This window comes from Nonomuraea sp. NPDC048892 (genome assembly GCF_040649735.1).
Lineage (GTDB): Bacteria > Actinomycetota > Actinomycetes > Streptosporangiales > Streptosporangiaceae > Nonomuraea > Nonomuraea maheshkhaliensis.
In genome coordinates, this window is record NZ_JBEZFZ010000002.1 from 845862 (window position 1) to 864440 (window position 18579).

The 18579-nt window shown below is 72.5% G+C and carries 20 protein-coding genes; 12 read left to right on the plus strand and 8 right to left on the minus strand.

What is annotated here, in order from left to right; all coding sequences use genetic code 11:
- Positions 1-93: 93 nt before the first annotated feature.
- Complete coding sequence (locus AB0C28_RS09230) at positions 94-1359, plus strand: cytochrome P450 (protein WP_358073534.1); 1266 nt, start codon at positions 94-96, stop codon at positions 1357-1359.
- Here the strand turns inward: AB0C28_RS09230 and AB0C28_RS09235 are convergent.
- Both AB0C28_RS09235 and AB0C28_RS09240 read right to left on the minus strand, forming a co-directional pair.
- Complete coding sequence (locus AB0C28_RS09235; protein WP_357842769.1) at positions 1344-2261, minus strand: RNA polymerase sigma-70 factor; 918 nt, start codon at positions 2259-2261, stop codon at positions 1344-1346. The two genes, AB0C28_RS09230 and AB0C28_RS09235, sit on opposite strands and share 16 nt — an antisense overlap.
- Before the next feature lie 214 nt (positions 2262-2475).
- The gene (locus tag AB0C28_RS09240; RefSeq protein WP_358073535.1) at positions 2476-3435 is read right to left on the minus strand and encodes a WYL domain-containing protein; all 960 of its coding nucleotides are present in this window, start codon (positions 3433-3435) and stop codon (positions 2476-2478) included.
- 128 nt (positions 3436-3563) lie between these two features.
- Between AB0C28_RS09240 and AB0C28_RS09245 the strand changes: the two genes are divergently transcribed.
- The gene (locus tag AB0C28_RS09245; RefSeq protein ID WP_357842775.1) at positions 3564-4247 is read left to right on the plus strand and encodes an alpha/beta hydrolase; all 684 of its coding nucleotides are present in this window, start codon (positions 3564-3566) and stop codon (positions 4245-4247) included.
- A 21-nt stretch (positions 4248-4268) separates the two neighbouring features.
- On the opposite strand, the gene AB0C28_RS09250 is transcribed toward AB0C28_RS09245, so the two are convergent.
- Positions 4269-5084 carry an SAM-dependent methyltransferase gene (locus AB0C28_RS09250; protein WP_357842777.1) on the minus strand — a complete coding sequence of 272 codons (816 nt, stop codon included), beginning with the start codon at positions 5082-5084 and terminating at the stop codon, positions 4269-4271.
- 157 nt (positions 5085-5241) lie between these two features.
- A complete protein-coding gene (gene lexA, locus AB0C28_RS09255) occupies positions 5242-5898 on the minus strand; it encodes a transcriptional repressor LexA (protein ID WP_357842780.1) in 657 nt (218 codons plus the stop codon).
- A 240-nt stretch (positions 5899-6138) separates the two neighbouring features.
- On the opposite strand from lexA, the gene AB0C28_RS09260 reads away from it, so the two are divergent.
- The 4 genes from AB0C28_RS09260 to AB0C28_RS09275 all read left to right on the plus strand — a co-directional run bounded on the left by AB0C28_RS09260 (position 6139) and on the right by AB0C28_RS09275 (position 8596).
- A complete protein-coding gene (locus AB0C28_RS09260) occupies positions 6139-6576 on the plus strand; it encodes a helix-turn-helix transcriptional regulator (protein WP_357842783.1) in 438 nt (145 codons plus the stop codon).
- Positions 6577-6586: 10 nt separating this feature from the next.
- Positions 6587-6997, plus strand: coding sequence for a VOC family protein (locus AB0C28_RS09265; RefSeq protein ID WP_357842786.1), 411 nt, complete (start codon positions 6587-6589; stop codon positions 6995-6997).
- Between the two features lie 252 nt (positions 6998-7249).
- Positions 7250-7906, plus strand: a complete 657-nt coding sequence (locus tag AB0C28_RS09270) for a maleylpyruvate isomerase N-terminal domain-containing protein (RefSeq protein ID WP_358073536.1) — start codon at positions 7250-7252, stop codon at positions 7904-7906.
- Between the two features lie 33 nt (positions 7907-7939).
- Positions 7940-8596, plus strand: a complete 657-nt coding sequence (locus AB0C28_RS09275; RefSeq protein WP_358073537.1) for a class I SAM-dependent methyltransferase — start codon at positions 7940-7942, stop codon at positions 8594-8596.
- 23 nt (positions 8597-8619) lie between these two features.
- On the opposite strand, the gene AB0C28_RS09280 is transcribed toward AB0C28_RS09275, so the two are convergent.
- Positions 8620-8985 carry a DoxX family protein gene (locus AB0C28_RS09280; protein ID WP_358073538.1) on the minus strand — a complete coding sequence of 122 codons (366 nt, stop codon included), beginning with the start codon at positions 8983-8985 and terminating at the stop codon, positions 8620-8622.
- Between the two features lie 134 nt (positions 8986-9119).
- Here AB0C28_RS09280 and AB0C28_RS09285 point away from each other — a divergent pair, with 134 nt between their 5' ends.
- Together AB0C28_RS09285 and AB0C28_RS09290 are read left to right on the plus strand one after the other, a co-directional pair.
- Entirely contained in the window at positions 9120-9494 is a 375-nt protein-coding gene (locus AB0C28_RS09285; protein ID WP_357842797.1) for a helix-turn-helix domain-containing protein, read from the plus strand.
- Between the two features lie 91 nt (positions 9495-9585).
- Entirely contained in the window at positions 9586-10362 is a 777-nt protein-coding gene (locus AB0C28_RS09290; protein ID WP_358073539.1) for a MerR family transcriptional regulator, read from the plus strand.
- Between the two features lie 25 nt (positions 10363-10387).
- On the opposite strand, the gene AB0C28_RS09295 is transcribed toward AB0C28_RS09290, so the two are convergent.
- The gene (locus AB0C28_RS09295) at positions 10388-11074 is read right to left on the minus strand and encodes a TetR/AcrR family transcriptional regulator C-terminal domain-containing protein (RefSeq protein WP_357842803.1); all 687 of its coding nucleotides are present in this window, start codon (positions 11072-11074) and stop codon (positions 10388-10390) included.
- A gap of 35 nt (positions 11075-11109) precedes the next feature.
- Here AB0C28_RS09295 and AB0C28_RS09300 point away from each other — a divergent pair, with 35 nt between their 5' ends.
- From AB0C28_RS09300 to AB0C28_RS09310, 3 genes are all read left to right on the plus strand, one after another.
- Positions 11110-12483 (plus strand): FAD-dependent monooxygenase, encoded by a 1374-nt coding sequence (locus AB0C28_RS09300; RefSeq protein ID WP_358073540.1) that lies wholly within the window; start codon positions 11110-11112, stop codon positions 12481-12483.
- 125 nt (positions 12484-12608) lie between these two features.
- On the plus strand, positions 12609-13676 hold the full coding sequence (locus tag AB0C28_RS09305) for an FAD-dependent oxidoreductase (RefSeq protein WP_358073541.1): 1068 nt from the start codon (positions 12609-12611) through the stop codon (positions 13674-13676).
- Between the two features lie 805 nt (positions 13677-14481).
- Positions 14482-15834 (plus strand): alpha/beta hydrolase, encoded by a 1353-nt coding sequence (locus AB0C28_RS09310; protein WP_358073542.1) that lies wholly within the window; start codon positions 14482-14484, stop codon positions 15832-15834.
- Between the two features lie 9 nt (positions 15835-15843).
- Here AB0C28_RS09310 and AB0C28_RS09315 read toward each other — a convergent pair whose 3' ends face one another.
- Positions 15844-16764, minus strand: a complete 921-nt coding sequence (locus AB0C28_RS09315) for a LysR family transcriptional regulator (protein WP_357842815.1) — start codon at positions 16762-16764, stop codon at positions 15844-15846.
- A 205-nt stretch (positions 16765-16969) separates the two neighbouring features.
- Between AB0C28_RS09315 and AB0C28_RS09320 the strand changes: the two genes are divergently transcribed.
- Positions 16970-17890 carry a TIGR03620 family F420-dependent LLM class oxidoreductase gene (locus AB0C28_RS09320; protein WP_357842818.1) on the plus strand — a complete coding sequence of 307 codons (921 nt, stop codon included), beginning with the start codon at positions 16970-16972 and terminating at the stop codon, positions 17888-17890.
- 46 nt (positions 17891-17936) lie between these two features.
- Here AB0C28_RS09320 and wrbA read toward each other — a convergent pair whose 3' ends face one another.
- On the minus strand, positions 17937-18545 hold the full coding sequence (gene wrbA, locus AB0C28_RS09325; RefSeq protein WP_357842821.1) for an NAD(P)H:quinone oxidoreductase: 609 nt from the start codon (positions 18543-18545) through the stop codon (positions 17937-17939).
- Between the last annotated feature and the right edge of the window lie 34 nt (positions 18546-18579).

The following is an 18579-nucleotide window of genomic DNA, read 5'->3' on the forward strand; positions in this document are numbered from 1 at the left end:
CGCCCGCCGACCGCGCTGACCTGCCGGACGGGCGGGCGGCCGAGCGGGCGGGTGGCCGCATGGACCGGACGTCGCGCGGGAATAGCCCTCCACGTGACCGCCACCCCAGCAGCGTTGTCCGTGGCCGAGGCCGGCCGCTCGCTGGCCGTCCCCGCCACCTACGCCGACGAGGACCGCCTGCACGCCGCGCTCACGCTCCTGCGCGAGCAGGCCCCCGTCCACCGCGTCGAGGCCCCCGGCTACACGCCCTTCTGGGCCGTCACCCGGCACGCCGACATCCTCGACATCGAACGCGACCACGCCCTGTGGCGCAACGCCCCGCGTCCCGTCCTGCGCACCGCCGCGCTCGACGCCGCGCTCGAAGCCCGCCGCGCCAAGGGCGGGGCCCTGGCGACCCTCGTGCACCTGGACAGCCGCCGCCACCGCGAACTGCGCGCCATCGGGGCCGACTGGTTCCGCCCCAAGGCGATGCGCGAGCTGAGAGCACGCGTACGCGAGCTGGCCGCGCGATACGTCACCGTCATGGCCGAGCACGGCGGCGCCTGCGACTTCGCCCGCGACGTCGCCGCCCACTACCCGCTCTACGTCATCCTCTCGCTGCTCGGCCTGCCCGAGTCCGACTTCCCGCGCATGCTCAGCCTGACCCAGCAGCTGTTCGGCCAGGACGACGCCGACACCGGGCGCGGCTCGGGCACGCCCGTCGACCACACCTCGGTGCTGGAGGACCTCTTCGCCTACTTCCACGACCTGACCGCCCGCCGCCGCGCCACCCCCACCGGCGACCTGGCCTCGGAGATCGCCAACGCCCGCGTGGACGGCCGCCACCTGGACGACAACACCGTCGCCTCGTACTACATCATCATCGCCACCGCCGGGCACGACACCACCAGCTCCACCATCGCCGGCGGCCTGGACGCGCTCATCCGCCACCCGGCCGAGCTGCGCCGGCTGCGTGCCGACTCCGGCCTGCTGACCTCGGCCGCCGAGGAGATGATCCGCTGGGTCAGCCCGGTCAAGTCGTTCATGCGCACGGCGTCCGCCGACACCCAGGTCCGCGGCACGCCGATCGGCGAGGGGGAGTCGGTGCTGCTGGTCTACCCGTCGGCGAACCGGGACGAAGACGTCTTTCCCCACCCGTTCCGCTTCGACGCCGGGCGCGACCCCAACCGGCACCTGGCGTTCGGCTCAGGCGTGCACTACTGCCTGGGCGCCGCGCTGGCCAGGATGGAGATCCAGGAGCTGTTCGCCGAGCTGCTGCCCCGGCTGACTCGCGTCGAGCCGGACGGTGAGCCCGCGCGGACGGCGACCACGTTCGTGGGCGGGCTCAAACGACTGCCGATCCGCTACTCGCTCTCCTGACGCCGGCCGCCGGCCACGGCGGTCAGCTTGGCCGGGTTCATCATCCACATCACCTGGTCGATGCCCCGCTCCGAGGCGCTGACCGCGATGACCGTGAACACCTCGCCGTCGCGGCTGAGCAGGGCCGCGGGCTGCCCGTTCACCGTCCCCCACGCCACCTCGACCCCCGTCCAGAAGCGCGGCGCGAACGCCTTGATGACCTTCGCCACCCGCGTCGCCCCGACCACGGGCATGCGGGTGGCACGCGCGGCGCCGCCGCCGTCGGAGTAGCTGACCACGTCCGCGGCGAAGAGCTCCTCCAGCGTGGCCAGGTCGCCGGCGCGGGCGGCGGCGACGAAGGCCGTCAGCAGCTTGCGCTGCGCGCCCGGGGTCACGGGGGCGCGGCGCTCGACGAGCACGCGCTTGCGGGCCCGGGACACGAGCTGGCGCACTGCCGGCTCGCTGAGCCCCACGATCTCGGCGATCTGCGGGTAGGGGTAGTCGAACGCCTCCCGCAGCACGTACGCGGCCCGTTCCGTCGGCGAGAGCCGTTCCAGCAGCAGCAGCACCGCCAGGCTCAGCGCCTCACCGCGCTCGGCCCCCAGATAGGGGTCGGCGCCGGTGTCGACCGGCTCGGGCAGCCACGGGCCGACGTAGGTCTCGCGGCGCACGCGCGCGGACTGCAGCTCGTTGATCGCGAGGCGCGTGATCGTCGTGGCCAGGAACGCGGCCGGATTGTCCACCGTCGAACGGTCGTAGCCCTGCCAGCGCAGCCAGACGTCCTGCACCAGGTCCTCGGCCTCGCCGGCGCTGCCCAGCATCCGGTACGCGATCCCGAACAGGCGTCCGCGCACGTCCGCGAACACCTCCGCGGCCCGTTCGAGCTCCTTCGGATCGTCCGACCCGCTGTCCGTCACCGCCATCGCCCCCTGTCGCCCCCATTGTCCCCGCCGGTCCCCCGATGAGCGGTGAGGCGAGGCCGGGCGGCGAGTCCGCCCGTCCGGCGCTCTCCACCGCACGGCCGGCCGGAGATCGACACCGAACGCATCATAGGCGTCGCGCTCGACAGCCTCTGACGCGGCGGCCTGTGACACCGGCTTGAGACGCGGTGGCTGCTTCGGCCGCCCGGGGGCGCGGTCAGCGGGGCTCCAGGGAGGCGGTGAGGCGGGAGACGAGGGTCGCGACCGCGGCGCGCAGCTCGGGCCCGCCCTCGACGCGGAACGGGAACGGAATCGTCGGCAGCCACTCCTGCGCGTACATCGACGGGTTGCTCGTGCTGCCGACCAGCACACACCCCCCGTTCAGAGGTTCGAGCCGTCCCATGGGCGGCCGGATCCACGGCGCGACCTCGTCCCGTGGGGCGTCGAACACGACCCGCGTGCCGAACTCCCACCCGGTGCCCAGGTTCTCCTCCAGCGCCGCCACCGGGTCGAGGCCGTCAGGAGGCTCGAAGGCCCGCGTCGTCCGCCGGACCTCGCGTACGCGGTCGACCCGGTACGTGCGCACGGCCTCGGCGTGGTGGGAGTGGCAGAGCAGGTACCAGCGGCCGTGGCGGACGACGACCGCCCACGGGTCGACCTCCGCCTCCCATTCGTTGCCCGACTCGCTCCGGTAGGCGACCACCACGCGCCGCCGGTCCGCGCCGGCGGCCACGAGCGCGCTGGTGATCGCCGGGTCAGGCCGGGCCGAGAACCGGTCGGGAGCCGCCGAGGCGTGCTCGCGCAGCGCCGCCGCCTGCCGCCCGACGCTCTCCGGCAGCGCCCTGATGACCTTGCCGAGCGCGGCGCCGACGACGTCGCCCGCGTCGGTGGCGGCCGGCTGCCCGTCGAGCACCGCCATGACCAGGCCGAGCGCCTCCGGCTCGGTGAAGGCGACCGGGGGCAGCCGGGTGCCGCGCCCGAGCCGGTAACCGCCGTAAGGGCCGCGGGTGGACTCGACCGGGATGCCCGCCTCGCGCAGGATCCCGACGTAGCGGCGGGCGGCCCGTTCGGTGACGTGCAGGTGATCGGCGAGCTCGGCGGCCGTCACGCCGGGGCGGTTCCTGAGGAGCTCCATCGTGCGCAGGGCCCGTGCGGTGGGGCTGAGATCGGTCGGCACCCCTGAAGATTAGGAGGTCACGTCAAGAACAGGAAGCCGAACGTCCGGAATCGGTCCTAGCCTGGCGGGGCTACCGGGTCCCGCGGGTACGGCGCTCGCCGGGACGTACCGAGGAGAAAGACCTGAATATGGACATTCTGCTGATCGGCGGCCTCTGGCTCGACGCCTCCACCTGGGACGACGTCGTTCCCGCCCTGGAGGCGCACGGGCATCGCGCCGTGCCGGTCGCCCTGCCGGGCCAGGGCGACGGAGCCCGTTCGGCCACGCTCGACGACCAGGTGGCGGCGGTGCTCGCGGCCGTGGACGCGGCGCGGGGCGAGGTCATGGTGGCAGGACACTCCGCCGCCTGCACCCTGGCCTGGCTGGCCGCAGACGCGCGCCCGGACCGGGTCGCCAAGGTCGCGCTCATCGGGGGTTTCCCGTCGGGCGACGGGCAGGCTTACGCCGACTTCTTCGAGGTGGAGGACGGGGTCATGCCGTTCCCCGGATGGGGGCCGTTCGAGGGGCCCGACTCCGCCGACCTCGACGAGCAGGCCAGGCGGGACTTCGCGAGCGCGGCCGTACCGGTGCCCGAGGGGGTGGCGAAGGGCGTGGTGCGCCTGACGGACGAGCGGCGCTTCGGCGTACCCGTGCTGGTGGTGTGCCCCGAGTTCACCCCCGCGCAGGCGCGCGAGTGGGTCGCGGCCGGGGACGTGCCTGAGCTGGCCAAGGCCGAGCGGGTCGACTACGTCGACCTCGACTCCGGGCACTGGCCCATGCTCACCCGTCCGGCGGAGCTGGCCGATCTCCTGGCCGCCGCCGCCAAGCCCTGACGCAGCCGGGATGCAGGGACCTCAGGGGACGCGGCCGACGGCGCAGAGGATGTCGGCGCCGCCCGGACCGGCGAGCGAGGGATCGAGGGCGACCTCGGGGCGCCAGTCGGTCGTCGACACCAGGCCGGGCTCCATCAGTTCCAGCCCCTCGAAGAAGCCGGCGATCTGCTCGCGCGTGCGCGGGGTCACGTTGCCGGCGGTGGTCCTGCGGTAGACGTCATTGCCCTCGCCGACCACGTCGCTGCCCAGCTCGCCCGCGGTCACGTGCGAGATGATCAGGTGGCTGCCGGACGGCAGAGACTCGCGGACGGTGCGGACGATGGACTGGGCCTGGTCGTCGTCGGGGATGAAGTGCAGCACCGCGACCATCAGCACCGTCAAAGGCTGCCGGAAGTCGAGGTGGCCGGTGACGTCGGGGTGGCCCAGGATCGCCTTGGGGTCGCGCATGTCACCCTCCACCACGAGGACGTCGCCGGTCTCCGCCAGCAGGGCGCGGGCGTGCACGAGCACGATCGGGTCGTTGTCGACGTAGACCACCCGCGAGCCGGGGGAGAACCTGGCCGCGACCTGGTGCACGTTGTCCTGGGTCGGCAGCCCGGTGCCGATGTCGAGGAACTGGTGGGTGCCGCCTTCCGCGACCGCGCGTACGGCCCGTCCGAGGAACGCCCGGTTGGCCTGCGCGACCTCCTTCGCGTTGGGAGAGAGCTGGATGATCTGGGCGGCGGCCTCGCGGTCGGCGCGGAAGTTGTCCTTGCCACCCAGGAGATAGTCGTACATCCGGGCCACGCTCGGCACGGTCGCGTCCACGCCCGCAGGTGCCCGCTCCTGCTCCGTCATGCCTTCTCCTTAGTCACTCGTTAAAACGATCGTAGTAGGAGAGGCAGGGGAGCATGTGCGGGATTGCCCGAATCTACGACGTAAAGGCGCTGGCCGCTGACGCGAAACTGAGCCGTCACACAGCCACGACCGCTGAGCCGTCATACAGCCGCGACACTCAGACGTTGCGCAACACCGACACGACGATGCCCAGCACCACGGCACGGTCGCCGTCGATGACGTCGTACGCGGGATTGCGAGGTTCGAGAAGAACGTGCCCGCCGCGCCGCCGGTAGACCTTCACGGTGGCCTCGTCGTCGATCATCGCGGCGACGATCTGGCCCGAGTGGGCCTCGGGCTGCTGGCGTACCACGACGAGGTCGCCGTCGCAGATGGCGGCGTCGATCATCGAGTCGCCCCGGACGCGCAGGCCGAAGACGTTGCCGCGCCCGGTCAGGTCGCGGGGCAGGGTCAGGGAGCCGTCCAGGTGCTCGTCCGCGGGGATGGGCACGCCGGCGGCGATGTCGCCGACCACCGGCACGCTCACCAGCTCGCCGGACGTCTCCGCCGCCGGGCCGCGCAGGAACAGGCGGACGTCGATGGGCCGGGTCATCGACGCGCTCCGGCGCAGGAAACCCTTGTCCTCCAGGCTTCTGAGGTGCTTCGAGACCGTGGACGCCGAACGCAGCCCGACCGCCTGGCCGAGCTCGCGGGTGCTCGGGGGGTAGCCGTACCTGATCACCCAGTCCTGGATGGCGGCCAGGATGCGCTGCTGACGCGGCGGCAGGGCGGCGGCGTCGAGGTGGTCGAACGGGTCGGCGTCGTAGGCGGTCACGGTTGAGATCGTAGAGGTGGTGCGGCGGGTACGCGGTGAGGGCGGCCTTCGGCGGGCGAGTTCGCCGGAATGCGGACTGCCGATGCGGGGAGTTCCGCCGGAGGGCCGGCCATCGGCGCGCCTGGCCCCGTACCCGGACCGGACTGGTCGTTCGCGTGCGTCACCTGCCCGATCACCCTCCGCAGGGGCTGTTATCGCAGGTCAACGGATTCTGTCGGCGGGCGGTTGTATATTCTTCCCATGACTGCGGAAGACCTGGCCGACCTGGTCCGGCTGCGGCGGGTGCGTGATCTGATCGACCGCGACTATGCGCGGCCGCTCGACGTGGCGGCGATGGCCCGCCACGCGCTCATGTCGCCGGCGCACTTCTCGCGGCGGTTCCGCGCGGCCTACGGAGAGACCCCCTACAGCTACCTCATGACCCGCCGCATCGAGCGGGCGATGGCCCTGCTGCGCGCGGGCATGAGCGTCACCGACGCGTGCATGGCGGTGGGGTGTACGTCGCTCGGCTCGTTCAGCTCGCGCTTCACCGAGCTGGTGGGGGAGACGCCGAGCGCCTACCGCGCCCGCGAGCACCGCGCCGAGACGGCCATGCCCCCGTGCGTGGCGAAGGTGCGCACCAGACCGGTCAGGCACGCCGAGATCCGGAGGGAGGCGGGACGCGAAGCCGCGGCTTAGCGTTGACCTCATGTCCATCGCACTGCAGTACTGTCACGTCACCGTCAACGACGTGGAAGAGTCGCTCGCCTTCTATCGCGACGGGCTCGGGCTCGACGTGACCAACGACGTCTCCTCGGGCGGGTTCCGCTGGGTCACCCTCGGCAGCCCGACCCAGCCGGGCCTCGAGATCGTCCTGTCCGAGCCGCACGCCGGCCGATCCGAAGCCGACGGCGACGCCGTGCGCGAGCTGCTCGCCAAGGGCGTCATGCCGATGCTCATCTTCCGTACGGACGACCTCGACGCGACCTTCGAGAAGGTGCGGGCCAGCGGCGCGGAGGTGCTGGAAGAGCCGGCCGAGCAGCCGTGGGGCCCTCGCGACTGCGCCGTCCGCGACCCCTCCGGCACCATGATCCGCATCGCCCAAGAACCGAAGGCGTAGCCGCCCACGCCGGGCCGGGTGGCTGGGACGTCTCGCTGCGACGCCGCTGGTCGCCGGGCCGTGTGGCCGGGGCGTTGTGCACGGATGCTGTCAATTACCCGGCGGCGTCTGGAGCGTCTTGCTGCGATGCCGTTGATCGACGGGCCGGGGCCGGCATGTCTCGCGGGGATGCCGCTGGTCAATGGGGTTTGGCGGGGTGGCGCCGGCGGAGCTGGTTTGGTTCTTGTCGTGGGATCGCATTACGTTGCCGGAGTGGATCTCTTCTCACGCTCATGGGATGCGTTGCTCGCGGCGGTCGCCGAGCTTCGTGGGGAGGACTTCGCGCGGCCGTCAGGGTGCCGGGGATGGCTTGTCCGGGATCTGGTGTGTCACCTGGTCATCGACGCGCAGGACGTTCTCATCACGCTGGCGACCCCCGCGGACACGGAGCCGACCCGCGATGCGGTGACGTACTGGGAGGTTTCGGATACGCCGCCGAGTGGTGAGGATCCGCTGGACGCGCTCACCGTCCGGCTGGCGGCGGCGTACGAGGAGCCTCGGCTGCTCACGTTCCATCTTGACGACGTCGGGTCCGCCGCCGGCCGGGCCGCCCGTCTCGCCGATCCGGCGCTGCGGGTCGGCACCCGTGACGAGGTTCTGACGGCGGGCGACTACCTCGGCGCGTACGTGCTGGAGTGGACGCTGCACCACCTCGACCTCGTCGCGCACCTCCCGCACATCCCGGGACCGCCCTCGGAAGGCGCGGCCCGTTCCCGCGAGATGCTGGAGAAGATCGCCGGGACGCCGTTCCCCGCGTCGTTCTCCGACCAGGACGCGCTGCTGGTCGGCACCGGGCGGCGCGATCCGACCGGCGCGGAGCGGGCCGAGCTGGGCGAACTGGCCGGGAGGTTGCCGTTCGTCCTCGGTTGACCGCCCCATCTCTCCGACCGACAGGATGATCGCATGACGGCGCAGAACGGCAAGCGGTGGAACCACAACATCCACTACCACCCGCGCATCCTGGGCGCGATCCCCGACGGTGCGAAGAGCGCCCTTGACGTGGGCTGCGGCGAGGGCACACTGGCCCGTGAGTTACGGCGGGTCGTGCCGCACGTCACCGGCGTCGACCGCGACCCGGCCGGCATCGCCCAGGCTCGCGACCACGCGGCCGCCGCGGCCGGCGTGCCTGACGCGGGCGACGCCGACGATGCGGGCGACGCGGGCGACATCGTCTACATCGAGGGCGACTTCCTCACCCATCCCTTCGAGCCCGCCTCGTTCGACGTCGTCACCTCGGTGGCGACCCTGCACCACATGGACGCCGCCGCCGGGCTGACCCGCATGCGGGACCTGCTCGCCCCCGGCGGCGTGCTGGCCGTCGTCGGGCTGGCCCGCAGCACCATGCCCAGGGACCTGCCGGGCGAGCTGGCCGCCGTCGCCGCCAATGTTCTGCACCGGGCGACGAAGAACCACTGGGAGCATCCGTCGCCCACGGTGTGGCCGCCGCCGGTGACGTACCCGGAGATGCGGGCGCTGGCCGCCGAGCTCCTGCCCGGCTCCGCGTACCGCCGCCACCTCATGTGGCGCTACAGCATCGTGTGGCGCAAGCCGCAGGACTGAACGGGCCCGTCAGAGCCAGACCGTCAGAGCCAGACGGTGGCGAGCCAGGCGGCCACCGCCGCGGCGGCCAGGAGGACGACGTTGAGCCCGATCAGCCGTGCCTCGCCCCGGCTCAGGTGCAGCGTGATGCCGCCGACCTGGAGCAGCGTGAGGCCGACGGCCGCGGCGAGGGCGAGCCACGGCGCGATCCCGGTCAGCGGCGGCAGGACGAGCCCGGCCGCGCCGAGCAGTTCCAGGGTCCCGATCACGCGGACGAACGGCATCGGGACGGCGTCGACCCAGCCCATCATCGGCCGCAGCCGCTCCTTGTCCTGGGCGACCTTCTTGCCTCCGGAGTAGAGGTACATGAGGGTCAGGAGCGCGGCGACGACCCAATAGGAAATCTCCATGAAAGGCACACCTCGGGGGTTGTTGATGTGGCCTCGGCCACGATGGTTACCACTGGTGGGGCAGCCTCATGATGCGTCACTATCGAAAGCCCTACAAAAGGCACACGCGTGTGCGTTACCCACAAGGGGCTGTCGTGTCGGAGTACGAGCACACCTGCATGATCCGGGGAGACGGGGGCCGGACGCTCCGCGCCGTACTCGACCGGATCTGCAACAAGTGGACGCTGCTGATCGTGGCGACCCTCGACCAGGGCTGCCTGCGTTTCACCGACCTGCACGAGCAGGTTCCCGGCATTTCCCAGCGCATGTTGACGCTGACCCTGCGCAACCTCGAACGCGACGGCCTGGTCTCGCGGACGGTGCATGCCGAGGTGCCGCCGCGGGTGGAGTACGCCCTGACGCCGACCGGCAAGAGTCTCATCCCGCCCGCGCTGGCGCTGGCCGGCTGGGCCATCGAGAACGTCGCGCACATCGAGGCCAGCCGGGAGGCCTACGAGGCCCGCACCTGACCCGGGTAGCCTGCACGCCATGACATCGCCGGGGGCAAGGCGGTGACGGGCCACGCCGGCGGACGGGCGCCGACGACGAAGGAGGAGACCGGTGCGCAGCAGTGAACTGGCCGCGCTGGCCGGCGTCACGATCCGTACCGTGCGGCACTACCTGCAGATCGGGCTGCTCGAAGAGCCCGAGCGCTCGGTCAACGGCTACCGCGACTACGACGTGCGCCACCTGGTCCGGCTGCTGCGGATCGGCCGCCTGACCGAGCTGGGCCTGCCGCTCGCCGAGCTCCCGGACGTGCTCGACGATCCCCAGGTCACCGAGGAGGTGCTCGACGAGCTGGACCGGCAGGCGGTCGCCGAGATCGAGCGGCTGACCAGCCGGCGGGCGGCCATCGCCCGGCTCCGCCGCGACGGCGCGATGCCCGACCTGCCGCCGGAGATGGCCGACTACGGCCAGGCCATCAAGGCCGTCGCCCCGGACACGGCCCGTCACGAGTACGAGCAGCTCCTGCTGATCTCCCACCTGATCGGCGAGAACGGGACCGCCGCCCTCGCCGGCGCCATGGCCGAGCAGGCCCTCTTCACCCCGGCCACGGCGGACCTGGTCCGGCGCTTCGGCGAACTCGGCCCGGACACGCCGTGGGAGAGCGTCGAGCGGCTCGCCGACGACATGGTGACGCGGTACCTGCCCCTGCTGGAGAACTGGCCGGACGTCGAGTTCGGCGCCGACGTCTCCTCGATGCTCGCCGCCTACGGCGAACGCCACCTCAACGAGCAGCAGCACCGCGTGAACCGGCTGTTCGTGGAGCGGGTGATGGACCGGCTGGCGAGCGGGAACGCGCGGGCGCACGGCGACCAGCCGCCCGAGCCCGCCTGATCCCTACGAAACAGGGCGCGCCGGCTCAGGGAGCCGTCTGCTGGGAGGCCGCGATGCCGGTGAGGATGCGCTGCAGGCCGGAGGCGAACTGTTCGGCCGGGCTCAGGTCGGCTGCCGCGGTGAGGCTCGTGACCCGGGGATAGTCGCCGCTTTCGATGATCTTGCGCATGTAGGGGGCCACGTCGGCGCGCCACTCGTCCTCGGTCTGGCCGGTGCGCCGCTGGGTCTCCTTCTCGGCGAGCTCGCGCATGACCGCCCCCCGTACGTAATCCCTGATCAGCCCGACGACCGAGCCCGCCGCGGCGACGTCGGAGGTCAGCGGGGCGGCCGCGGTGAGGGCGCGCTCCAGGCCGCGCAGCCAGTTGGGGCCGAGCGAGGGCCGGGTCGCCAGCAGCGGGGCGAGCCAGGGGTGCCGCAGCCACAGCTCGCGCTCGTGGTGGGCGTACGCCTCCAGGTCGGCGCGCCAGTCGCCGGTCAGCGGCACCTGGTCGTCCTGCACCGTGTCGGCCATGAGGTCGAGCAGGTCGTCGCGGCTGTCCACGTAGCGGTAGAGCGACGTCGTGCCCGTCGAAAGCTCGGCGGCGACGCGGCGCATCGACACCGCGTCGAGCCCTTCGGCGTCGGCGATGGCGACGGACACGCCGACGATGCGCTCCACGCTCAGGGCCTGCCTCTTCGGCCGGTACGGCTCACGCTCCCAGACAAGCGGCATGGACACGACTCTACCGGAATGGCTACAGTGTTCCCATGAACGGGCACACTGTATCCACTGATGTTCTGATCGCCGGCGGCGGATCCGTCGGCCTGATGCTCGCGGTGCTGCTGCGCCACCATGGCGTCAAACCCCTGGTCGTCGAGGAGAAACCGGAGCTGTCACCCCATCCCAGGGCCAACGGCATCGGGCTGCGAACGGTGGAGATTCTGCGCGAGGTCGGCCTGGCGGAAGCGGTCGACGAGGCCGCGATCGACCTGCGGGCGGGCAAGATCAAGGGGCGTACGCTGGCCGAGGCCGACTTCACCGACGGCGTGGCGTGGAAGGCGAGGGGCGAGAGCGAGTTCACGTACACGCCGGCCAGGATCCGCGGCACCTGCGCGCAGAACCGGTTCGACCGCGTACTGATCACCAAAGCGGGCGACGTGGAGTTCGGCGTGGCGCTCGACTCGTTCGAGCAGGACTCCGACGGCGTCACGGCCACCCTGTCCGACGGGCGGGTGGTGCGGGCGCGCTATCTCGTGGGGGCCGACGGCGTGCGCAGCCGGGTCCGGCGGATCCTCGGCCTCGGCGTCACCGGCCCCGGCGCGATGGGCAGGGAGACGACGAGCGTGCTGTTCGGTGCCGAGCTGCGGCCGGAGCAGCCGTTCGCGATGTGCGACATCGAGCATCCTGACGCGCGCGGCCTGCTGGTGACGGTCGACGGCGAGCGCGAGTGGGTCTTCCTCACCACTCTCGGCACCGAGCCGACCCCCGAGCTCATCCGCACGGCGCTCGGCGACCCGTCGATCGAGGTGGAGATCCGCAGCGTGCTGACGTTCAGGGGGCGCGGCCAGGTGGCCGACCGGCTCTCCGACGGGCGGGTCTTCCTGGTGGGCGACGCGGCGCACGCCATCCCGCCGCTGGGCGCGTTCGGGCTGAACACCGGCGTCGCCGACGCGCACAACCTGGCCTGGAAGCTCGCGCACGTGCTGCGCGGCGAGGCCGGGCCCGAACTGCTGGAGACCTACCACGAAGAGCGCCATCCGGTGGCCTTGATGACGATGGAGCAGGCGCGCCTGCGGTTCGAGGACCCGTCCCTGCACTGGGGCAAGGACATGGCGCGGGCGCGCCAGGCGGTGGGGGCGATGAACGCGCCGGTGGTGCACATGGGGTACCGGTACGGCGGCGCGGAGCTCCCCTCCACCGAGGACGTCGCGCTCGGCTTCGACGGGTCGCCGGGATCGCGGCTGCCGCACATGTGGGTGGCCGACGGGGTGTCCACGCTGGACCTCGTCGGGTCGCGGTGGTGCGTCGTCACAGCCGATCCCGGCGTTCCGGCCGACGTCCCGGTGCACGTGGTGGACGGGTGGCCGTACGGGACGCTGCTGGTCCGGCCCGACGGCTACATCAGCCGCCGGTACGAGTAGCGCAACGGCCGCCGGCAGGAGTGGCGCGCTCGGGCCTGGTCGAGTCGTCAGCCTGGCCCGACGCATCACCTCTCATAGCGAAAAATCCGTTTTCTCGGTATGCCGGCGCCTGCTAGAACGCTGTGATGACGGATCGCGGAATCGTAGTGGTCGGAGCCGGCATTGTCGGGGCGTCCCTGGCGTACCACCTGTCCGGGCGCGGCCGGCCCGTCACGCTGATCGACGCGGGCCTGCCCGCATCGGGCGCCACCCACGCGTCCTTCGCCTGGATCGGCCGACCGGCCGTCAGCGACCTGCCCTCGGCGCCGCTGCGCTACCTCGCGCTGGAGGAGTACCGGCGGCTGGAGAAGGAACTCGGCGAGCTGTCGATCCGCTGGTCGGGCGCCATCACCTGGGACGGTTTCGACGCGACGGGACCACGCATCGACGACGTCCGAGCGCTGGAACCACACCTGCTCGACCCTCCGGCCGTGGCCGTCCATCGCTCGGAGGACGCCGCCTTCGACCCGGTCGCGACAACGGAACTCCTAGTCACCGCCGCCCGTGACCGGGGCGCGCGGGTGCTGACGGGGGTACTGGCGACCGCTCTCGACCACCGCCCGAGCACAGTGAGCGGTGCGGGTACGACCGCCTCTGACCAGAACGCGACCACGGTGAGCGGCGTCCATACGACTGCCGGGTTCCTGCCCGCCGAAACCGTCGTCCTGGCAGCCGGCACCGGCACGGTCGCCCTGTGCGCCGGGATCGGGGTCGCCCTGCCCGTCGCGCCGTCGCCCGCCATCCTCGTCCGGCTGAGCGCGGCGCCGGGCCTGGTCCGGACGATCGTCGCGACGTCGTCGCTGGAGGTCCGGCAGCTCGACGACGGTACGGTGCTGGCGCCCGAGGCGTACAGCGGCGAGAAGGACCAGGCCGCGCTCCTCGCGACCGCCCGGCGGGTCCGCGACCGGTTCGCCGCCTCCTTCGCCGGAGCCGATGACACGAAGGTCCTTTCCGCCGAGATCGGCTGGCGCCCGATGCCCGCCGACGAGGAGCCGATCATCGGCCGTCCCGCCGGCACTCATGGTCTGTACGTCGCCGTCATGCACTCGGCGATCACCCTGGCCGCCGCAGCCGGCCGCCTGGCCGCCTCCGAGATCCTCACCGGGGTACCGGCCCCCGAACTCGCCGGCTGCCGACCGGACCGCTTCCACTGATCCCCCCGCGACGAGCCGACCCGCCGCCACGGCGTGCCGGTCGTTCGTCGTGGTCCGGCCGACCGCTGGCGTGCACTGGCACTGGCCCGCCCGCTGCCCGCTCCCAGCCGCTCGCCGGCTCGCCCGCCTCTCGCTGGTCGTCGGTTCGTTCCTGCGCCGCGCAGCTCGTGTCGCCTGCCGCTTGACGCGCGTTGACTTGGACGCGACGTCATGGTTTTGGCTGTACCCAAGCCGACACCGAGTCCGGCGCGGGGTTCGATCCCCGAGCTCGACGCCGCGTTCGATGCGGGGCGTGCGGTTCGGGGACCTTCTGACCTCGCCGTTCTGTCGCGAGTGCGAGCCGGCCGGGTGTCCGTGGCCGACCTGCCTGGAACGGTCACGAGCCAGCCTGGGACAGTCGCGCGCCAGCCGGACATGTCAGGACGCGTTTCGTCGGCCATCATCCTTCGGCAACGGGAGAACACACATGTCATATCGCAGGAAACCGGCCGTCGCTTTGGGCGCCGCAGCGCTGACGCTGCTCTCTGGCAGCTACGCCGCCCCGGCTCAGGGGCAGGCCATCCCAGCGGCCGGCCAGATCACGCAGATCGGTCAGCGGGCCGTGGCGGGTGGCGGGCTCGCCGTCCCGGCCGCCGCTGCCCAGGCTGGCCAAGGAGCTGAGGCCGGCCGAGTTGCTGAGGCTGGCCAAGTCGTTCAGGCCGGTCGGCGGGACGTATCCGCGAGCACCAGCCTGAAGCGGTTCTACCAGCAGAAGCCCGTGTTCAAGCCGTGCGATCCCCCCAAACTGCCGCCCGGCGCCCCCATCGTGAGAACCGAGTGCGCGCGGCTCAAGGTGCCGCTCGACTACCGGAAGCCGAACGGCAGGCAGGCGGAGATAGCGTTGCTGCGGGTGCCCGCGCGTGGCAAGAATCGGATCGGGTCGCTCGTGCTGAACCCCGGCGGTCCCGGCTTCCCCGGCACCACCCACGCGGCCCTGACCGCCGCCGTGTGGGCCAAATCGCCGATCACCGAGCGTTTCGACCTGGTCGGGTTCGACCCGCGCGGCGTCGGTGGCTCCAAGCCGGCGCTCGACTGCTACACCGACGCCCAGCGCGACCACGACGCGAAGCTCTCCTCGACCCCGGCCGGTCTGGACGACTGGACCGAGCGGGAGACGCGCCGGCTGGTCGAGCGGTGCGCCGCGCGTTCCGGTGGCAGGCAGGTGCTCGCGCACGTCGGCACCCGCGACGTCGCACGGGACATGGACGTGCTGCGTCAGGCCCTGGGCGATGCGAAGCTCTCCTACGCGGGCACCAGCTACGGCACCCGGCTCGGCGCCGTGTACGCGGAGATGTTCCCGCGCAACGTCCGCGCGCTGGTGCTCGACGGGGCGATGGACCCGATGGCGGGCACGTACGAGCGGCGCGTCCAGCAGGCCACCGGCCTGCAGCGTTCGTTCGAGCGCATGGCCGCGTCGTGCGCCACGCGGCCGGACTGCCCGCTCGGCACCGACCCGAAGCGTGCCACCCAGGTCTTCCAGCGGCTCGTCCGGCCGCTGATCGGCAAGCGGGCGCGGACCTCCGACGGGCGCGGACTGACGTTCGAGCAGGCGATGGAGGGGATGACGGCCGCGCTGTACGGCCCGGCGGCCTGGCCCGCCGCGATCGCCGGCATCGCGGAGCTCAAGGCCGGCAAGGGCGACACCCTGCAGAAGCTGCGCGACGGCTACCACGAGCGTGGCGCCGACGGGCGCTACAGCGGCTCGCTGGAGGCCACGCTGGCGATCAACTGCCTGGACGAGGAGCGCCACACGCCGGCGCGGGAGACCGCGATGAACCGGGCGTGGTTCAAGGCGGCCCCGTTCACCGACCACGGCCGTACGATCAGGCAGGCACGCGACGGCTGCGAGCACTGGCCCGTCAAGCCGACGCTCGGCTACCCCTACGCCACGAACATCAAGGGCCTGCCCGCCACGCTGACGGTCTCCGTCACGGGCGACCCCGTGACGCCCCACCAGGGCGGCGTCAACCTGGCCAAGGCGCTGGGCGGCGGCCTGCTCACCGTTGAGGGCGAGCAGCACGGCGCTCTCCTAACGGGCAACGCCTGCGTGAACAAGGTCGTGAGCGCGTACCTCATCGACCTCGAAACCCCGGCCGCAGGGGCCCGCTGCAAGCTCTGAACGGCACACTCACAGGTCCGGCGGCGTGGTGGCCGGGCCGGTGAGGTGGGCCTCGGCGCTTCTGCGGAAGGCGGCCACGAGGCGGCTGCGGTCGCCGGCGCGGGTGGCCAGCACGACCTGGCTGGGCGCCACCCCCTCCAGCGGCACCGTGGTGAGGTCGGAACGCAGACCCCTCACGGCTGCGCCGACCGGGACGATGAGCACGGCCTGCCCACCGGCCACGAGTTCCAGCTTGTCCTCGGACTCCTCGATGAGCGGGCCGTCGGGCGCCGCGCTCCCGTCCGGCCGGGGGTCGGCGCGCCAGAAGGCGTTCCAGTCGGGGTCGGGGTCGGGCACGCGGGGGATGGGTTCGCCGGCGATGTCGTCGAGGGTGACCGCCTCCTTGCCCGCCAGGCGGTGATCCGCGCGTACGAGCAGCGCCCTGGGCTCGTCGTAGAGCACCGTGACGTGCAGCCCGTCGGTGGGGAACGGCAGGCGGGCGAGCACCGCGTCGACCCGGTGGTCGAGCAGCGCGGCGCGGGGCTCTCTCCAGCCCAGGTGCAGGATGCGCACCTCGGCGTCGGGATGCCGGCGGCGCAGGTCGCGCACCGCCGGGGCGAGCGTGAGGTTGCAGATGTAGCCGACGACGATCCGCGTGGGCCGCGCGGCGGCCCTGGCGGACGCCGTGGCCTGGGTGGCGGTACGCAGCAGGGACGTCGCGAGCGGCAGGAACACCTCTCCGGCCTCGGTGAGCCGGGTGCCCTGCGGGGTGCGGTCGAGCAGCCGGGCCCCCACCTGCTGTTCGAGGCGGCCGATCTGCCGGCTCAGCGAGGACTGGGTGAGGTGCAGGTCCGCGGCGGCCCGGCCGAAGTGCCGGTGCCCGGCGACGACGGTGAACGCGCGCACCAGCCGCAGATCGAGGTCCTCCGGAGGGCGCGGTGAGTCGGGCATGAGATCAGCGTAGCTCTGCCTGCCGCCCCCGCTGGCTGCGGTGATGCACGGATCGGGATGCCTCTTGCGGAACGCTCATTGGACTCGGGACGTCGCCCGGTCGCAAGCTGGGAACGCCGGCCGGGCACCGACGGGTGGCCCCTCAGGGTGCGCCGTAGGGGGTGCGCCGGCCGCCACGTTCGTCTGAGTAATTCGGAGGATCTTCATGGGGAGCAGCACCGTCGTCGACGCGGCCCGCCGAGCCCTGGGGCCGGTCGGCATCGCGCTGCCGGCCACGCTCACCGACCCGATCGACATCGACAAGCAGCGCGAGGCCGTCGTCCGGCTGGAAAGCGCCGGCTACCGCACCGTCTGGACCAACGAGGTCGTCGGCGGCAAAGACGCCCTCGTGCAGATGGCCGTGCTGCTGGCCGCCACCCGGCGGACGGTGTTCGGCACCGGCATCGCCAACATCTGGGCCAGGGAGCCCGAGACCCTGCACGGCGCCGCCTCCGTGCTGGCCCAGGCCTATCCCGGCCGGTTCGTGCTGGGCGTCGGGGTCGGGTACGCGCAGCAGGCGGCCGCGACCGGGCGGGAGTTCGGCAGCCCGCTGAGCAGGATGCGCGACTACCTCGACCGCATGGACGGCCCGACGATGCCGCCCGCCCCGGACGCGCCGTACGCCAGGATCGTCGCCGCGAACGGCCCGAAGATGCTCGCCCTGGCCGGTGAGCTCGCGGACGGCGCGCTGCCGGCCGGCGGGCCTCCCGCGTTCACCACGCAGGCCCGCCAGGTGCTCGGCCCGGACAGGCTGCTGGTCATCGGGCTCTCCATGGTGCCTGGCGACGACCCCGTCCGGGCGAGGGAGATCGCACGGGAGCGGGTGGCGGCCGGGCTCGCCCAGGCGTGGTTCGCGGCCGCCGTGGCCCGGCTCGGCTTCACCGAACAGGAGATCGCCGACGTGAGCGACCGGCTGGTGGACACGATGATCGCCCACGGCGACCCGGCGGCGATCACGGCCAAGGTACGTGAGCACCTGGCCGCCGGCGCGGACCACGTGGCGCTCCTGCCGGCGATCGGCACCGACTTCGCGACCAGCGTGGACCAGGCCGAGTGGCTCGCCCCGGCCCTGCACGACCTCCACTGAACGGCACCGCCCCGCCGCGCCTCGCGTTCGGCAGGGCGGCGCGGGATCAGGCGGCGCGGCCCGCCTTGAGCCGCGCCGTCGTGTCGACGACGCGGCGGGCCTGGTGGCGGGCCGCCTGGAGGGTGGTCTCGCTGGGCATCCCGTCCCCGGCCACGTGGGAGGTCCCGTACGGATTGCCCGTCTCGAACTGGACGGCATCGGTGTATCCGGGCGGCACGATGACGCCACCCCAGTGGTAGAACGTGTTCCCCAGCGCCAGGATGGTCGACTCGTGCCCGCCGTGCGCGGTGTTGGCGGCGGTGAAGGCCGAATACACCTTGTCGGCGAGCTTGCCCTGGAACCACAGGGGCCCGGTGGTCTCGATGAACGCCCTGAGCTGGCTGGCCGGATTGCCGAAACGGGTGGGCGTGCCGAACAGCACGGCGTCGGCCCAGAGCAGGTCGTCATGACCGGCCTCGGCGACGTCCGCGGTCTCTTGCAGGTGCGCCGCCCACTCGGGGCTGGAGCCGATCGCCTCCGGCGGGGCCGACTCCGCGACCTTGCGCAGCCGTACGTTCGCGCCGGCCTTCTCCGCCCCCTCGGCGACCGCCCGCGCCAGGGCGTGGACGCGGCCTGTGGCACTGTAGTAGATGACCGCGACGTTCACGGGTTCCATGATGAGGTGTCCTTCCTTCAGAGACTTCCGCCGG

Coding starts and splice junctions, on each gene's coding strand:
- AB0C28_RS09305 (WP_358073541.1), top strand. CDS start 12,609: ATGACGGATCGCGGAATCGTAGTGGTCGGAGCCGGCATTGTCGGGGCG.
- AB0C28_RS09250 (WP_357842777.1), bottom strand. CDS start 5,084: ATGACGGAGCAGGAGCGGGCACCTGCGGGCGTGGACGCGACCGTGCCG.
- wrbA (WP_357842821.1), bottom strand. CDS start 18,545: ATGGAACCCGTGAACGTCGCGGTCATCTACTACAGTGCCACAGGCCGC.
- AB0C28_RS09315 (WP_357842815.1), bottom strand. CDS start 16,764: ATGCCCGACTCACCGCGCCCTCCGGAGGACCTCGATCTGCGGCTGGTG.
- AB0C28_RS09280 (WP_358073538.1), bottom strand. CDS start 8,985: ATGGAGATTTCCTATTGGGTCGTCGCCGCGCTCCTGACCCTCATGTAC.
- AB0C28_RS09320 (WP_357842818.1), top strand. CDS start 16,970: ATGGGGAGCAGCACCGTCGTCGACGCGGCCCGCCGAGCCCTGGGGCCG.
- AB0C28_RS09260 (WP_357842783.1), top strand. CDS start 6,139: ATGACTGCGGAAGACCTGGCCGACCTGGTCCGGCTGCGGCGGGTGCGT.
- AB0C28_RS09245 (WP_357842775.1), top strand. CDS start 3,564: ATGGACATTCTGCTGATCGGCGGCCTCTGGCTCGACGCCTCCACCTGG.
- AB0C28_RS09275 (WP_358073537.1), top strand. CDS start 7,940: ATGACGGCGCAGAACGGCAAGCGGTGGAACCACAACATCCACTACCAC.
- AB0C28_RS09300 (WP_358073540.1), top strand. CDS start 11,110: ATGAACGGGCACACTGTATCCACTGATGTTCTGATCGCCGGCGGCGGA.
- AB0C28_RS09235 (WP_357842769.1), bottom strand. CDS start 2,261: ATGGCGGTGACGGACAGCGGGTCGGACGATCCGAAGGAGCTCGAACGG.
- AB0C28_RS09295 (WP_357842803.1), bottom strand. CDS start 11,074: ATGCCGCTTGTCTGGGAGCGTGAGCCGTACCGGCCGAAGAGGCAGGCC.
- AB0C28_RS09265 (WP_357842786.1), top strand. CDS start 6,587: ATGTCCATCGCACTGCAGTACTGTCACGTCACCGTCAACGACGTGGAA.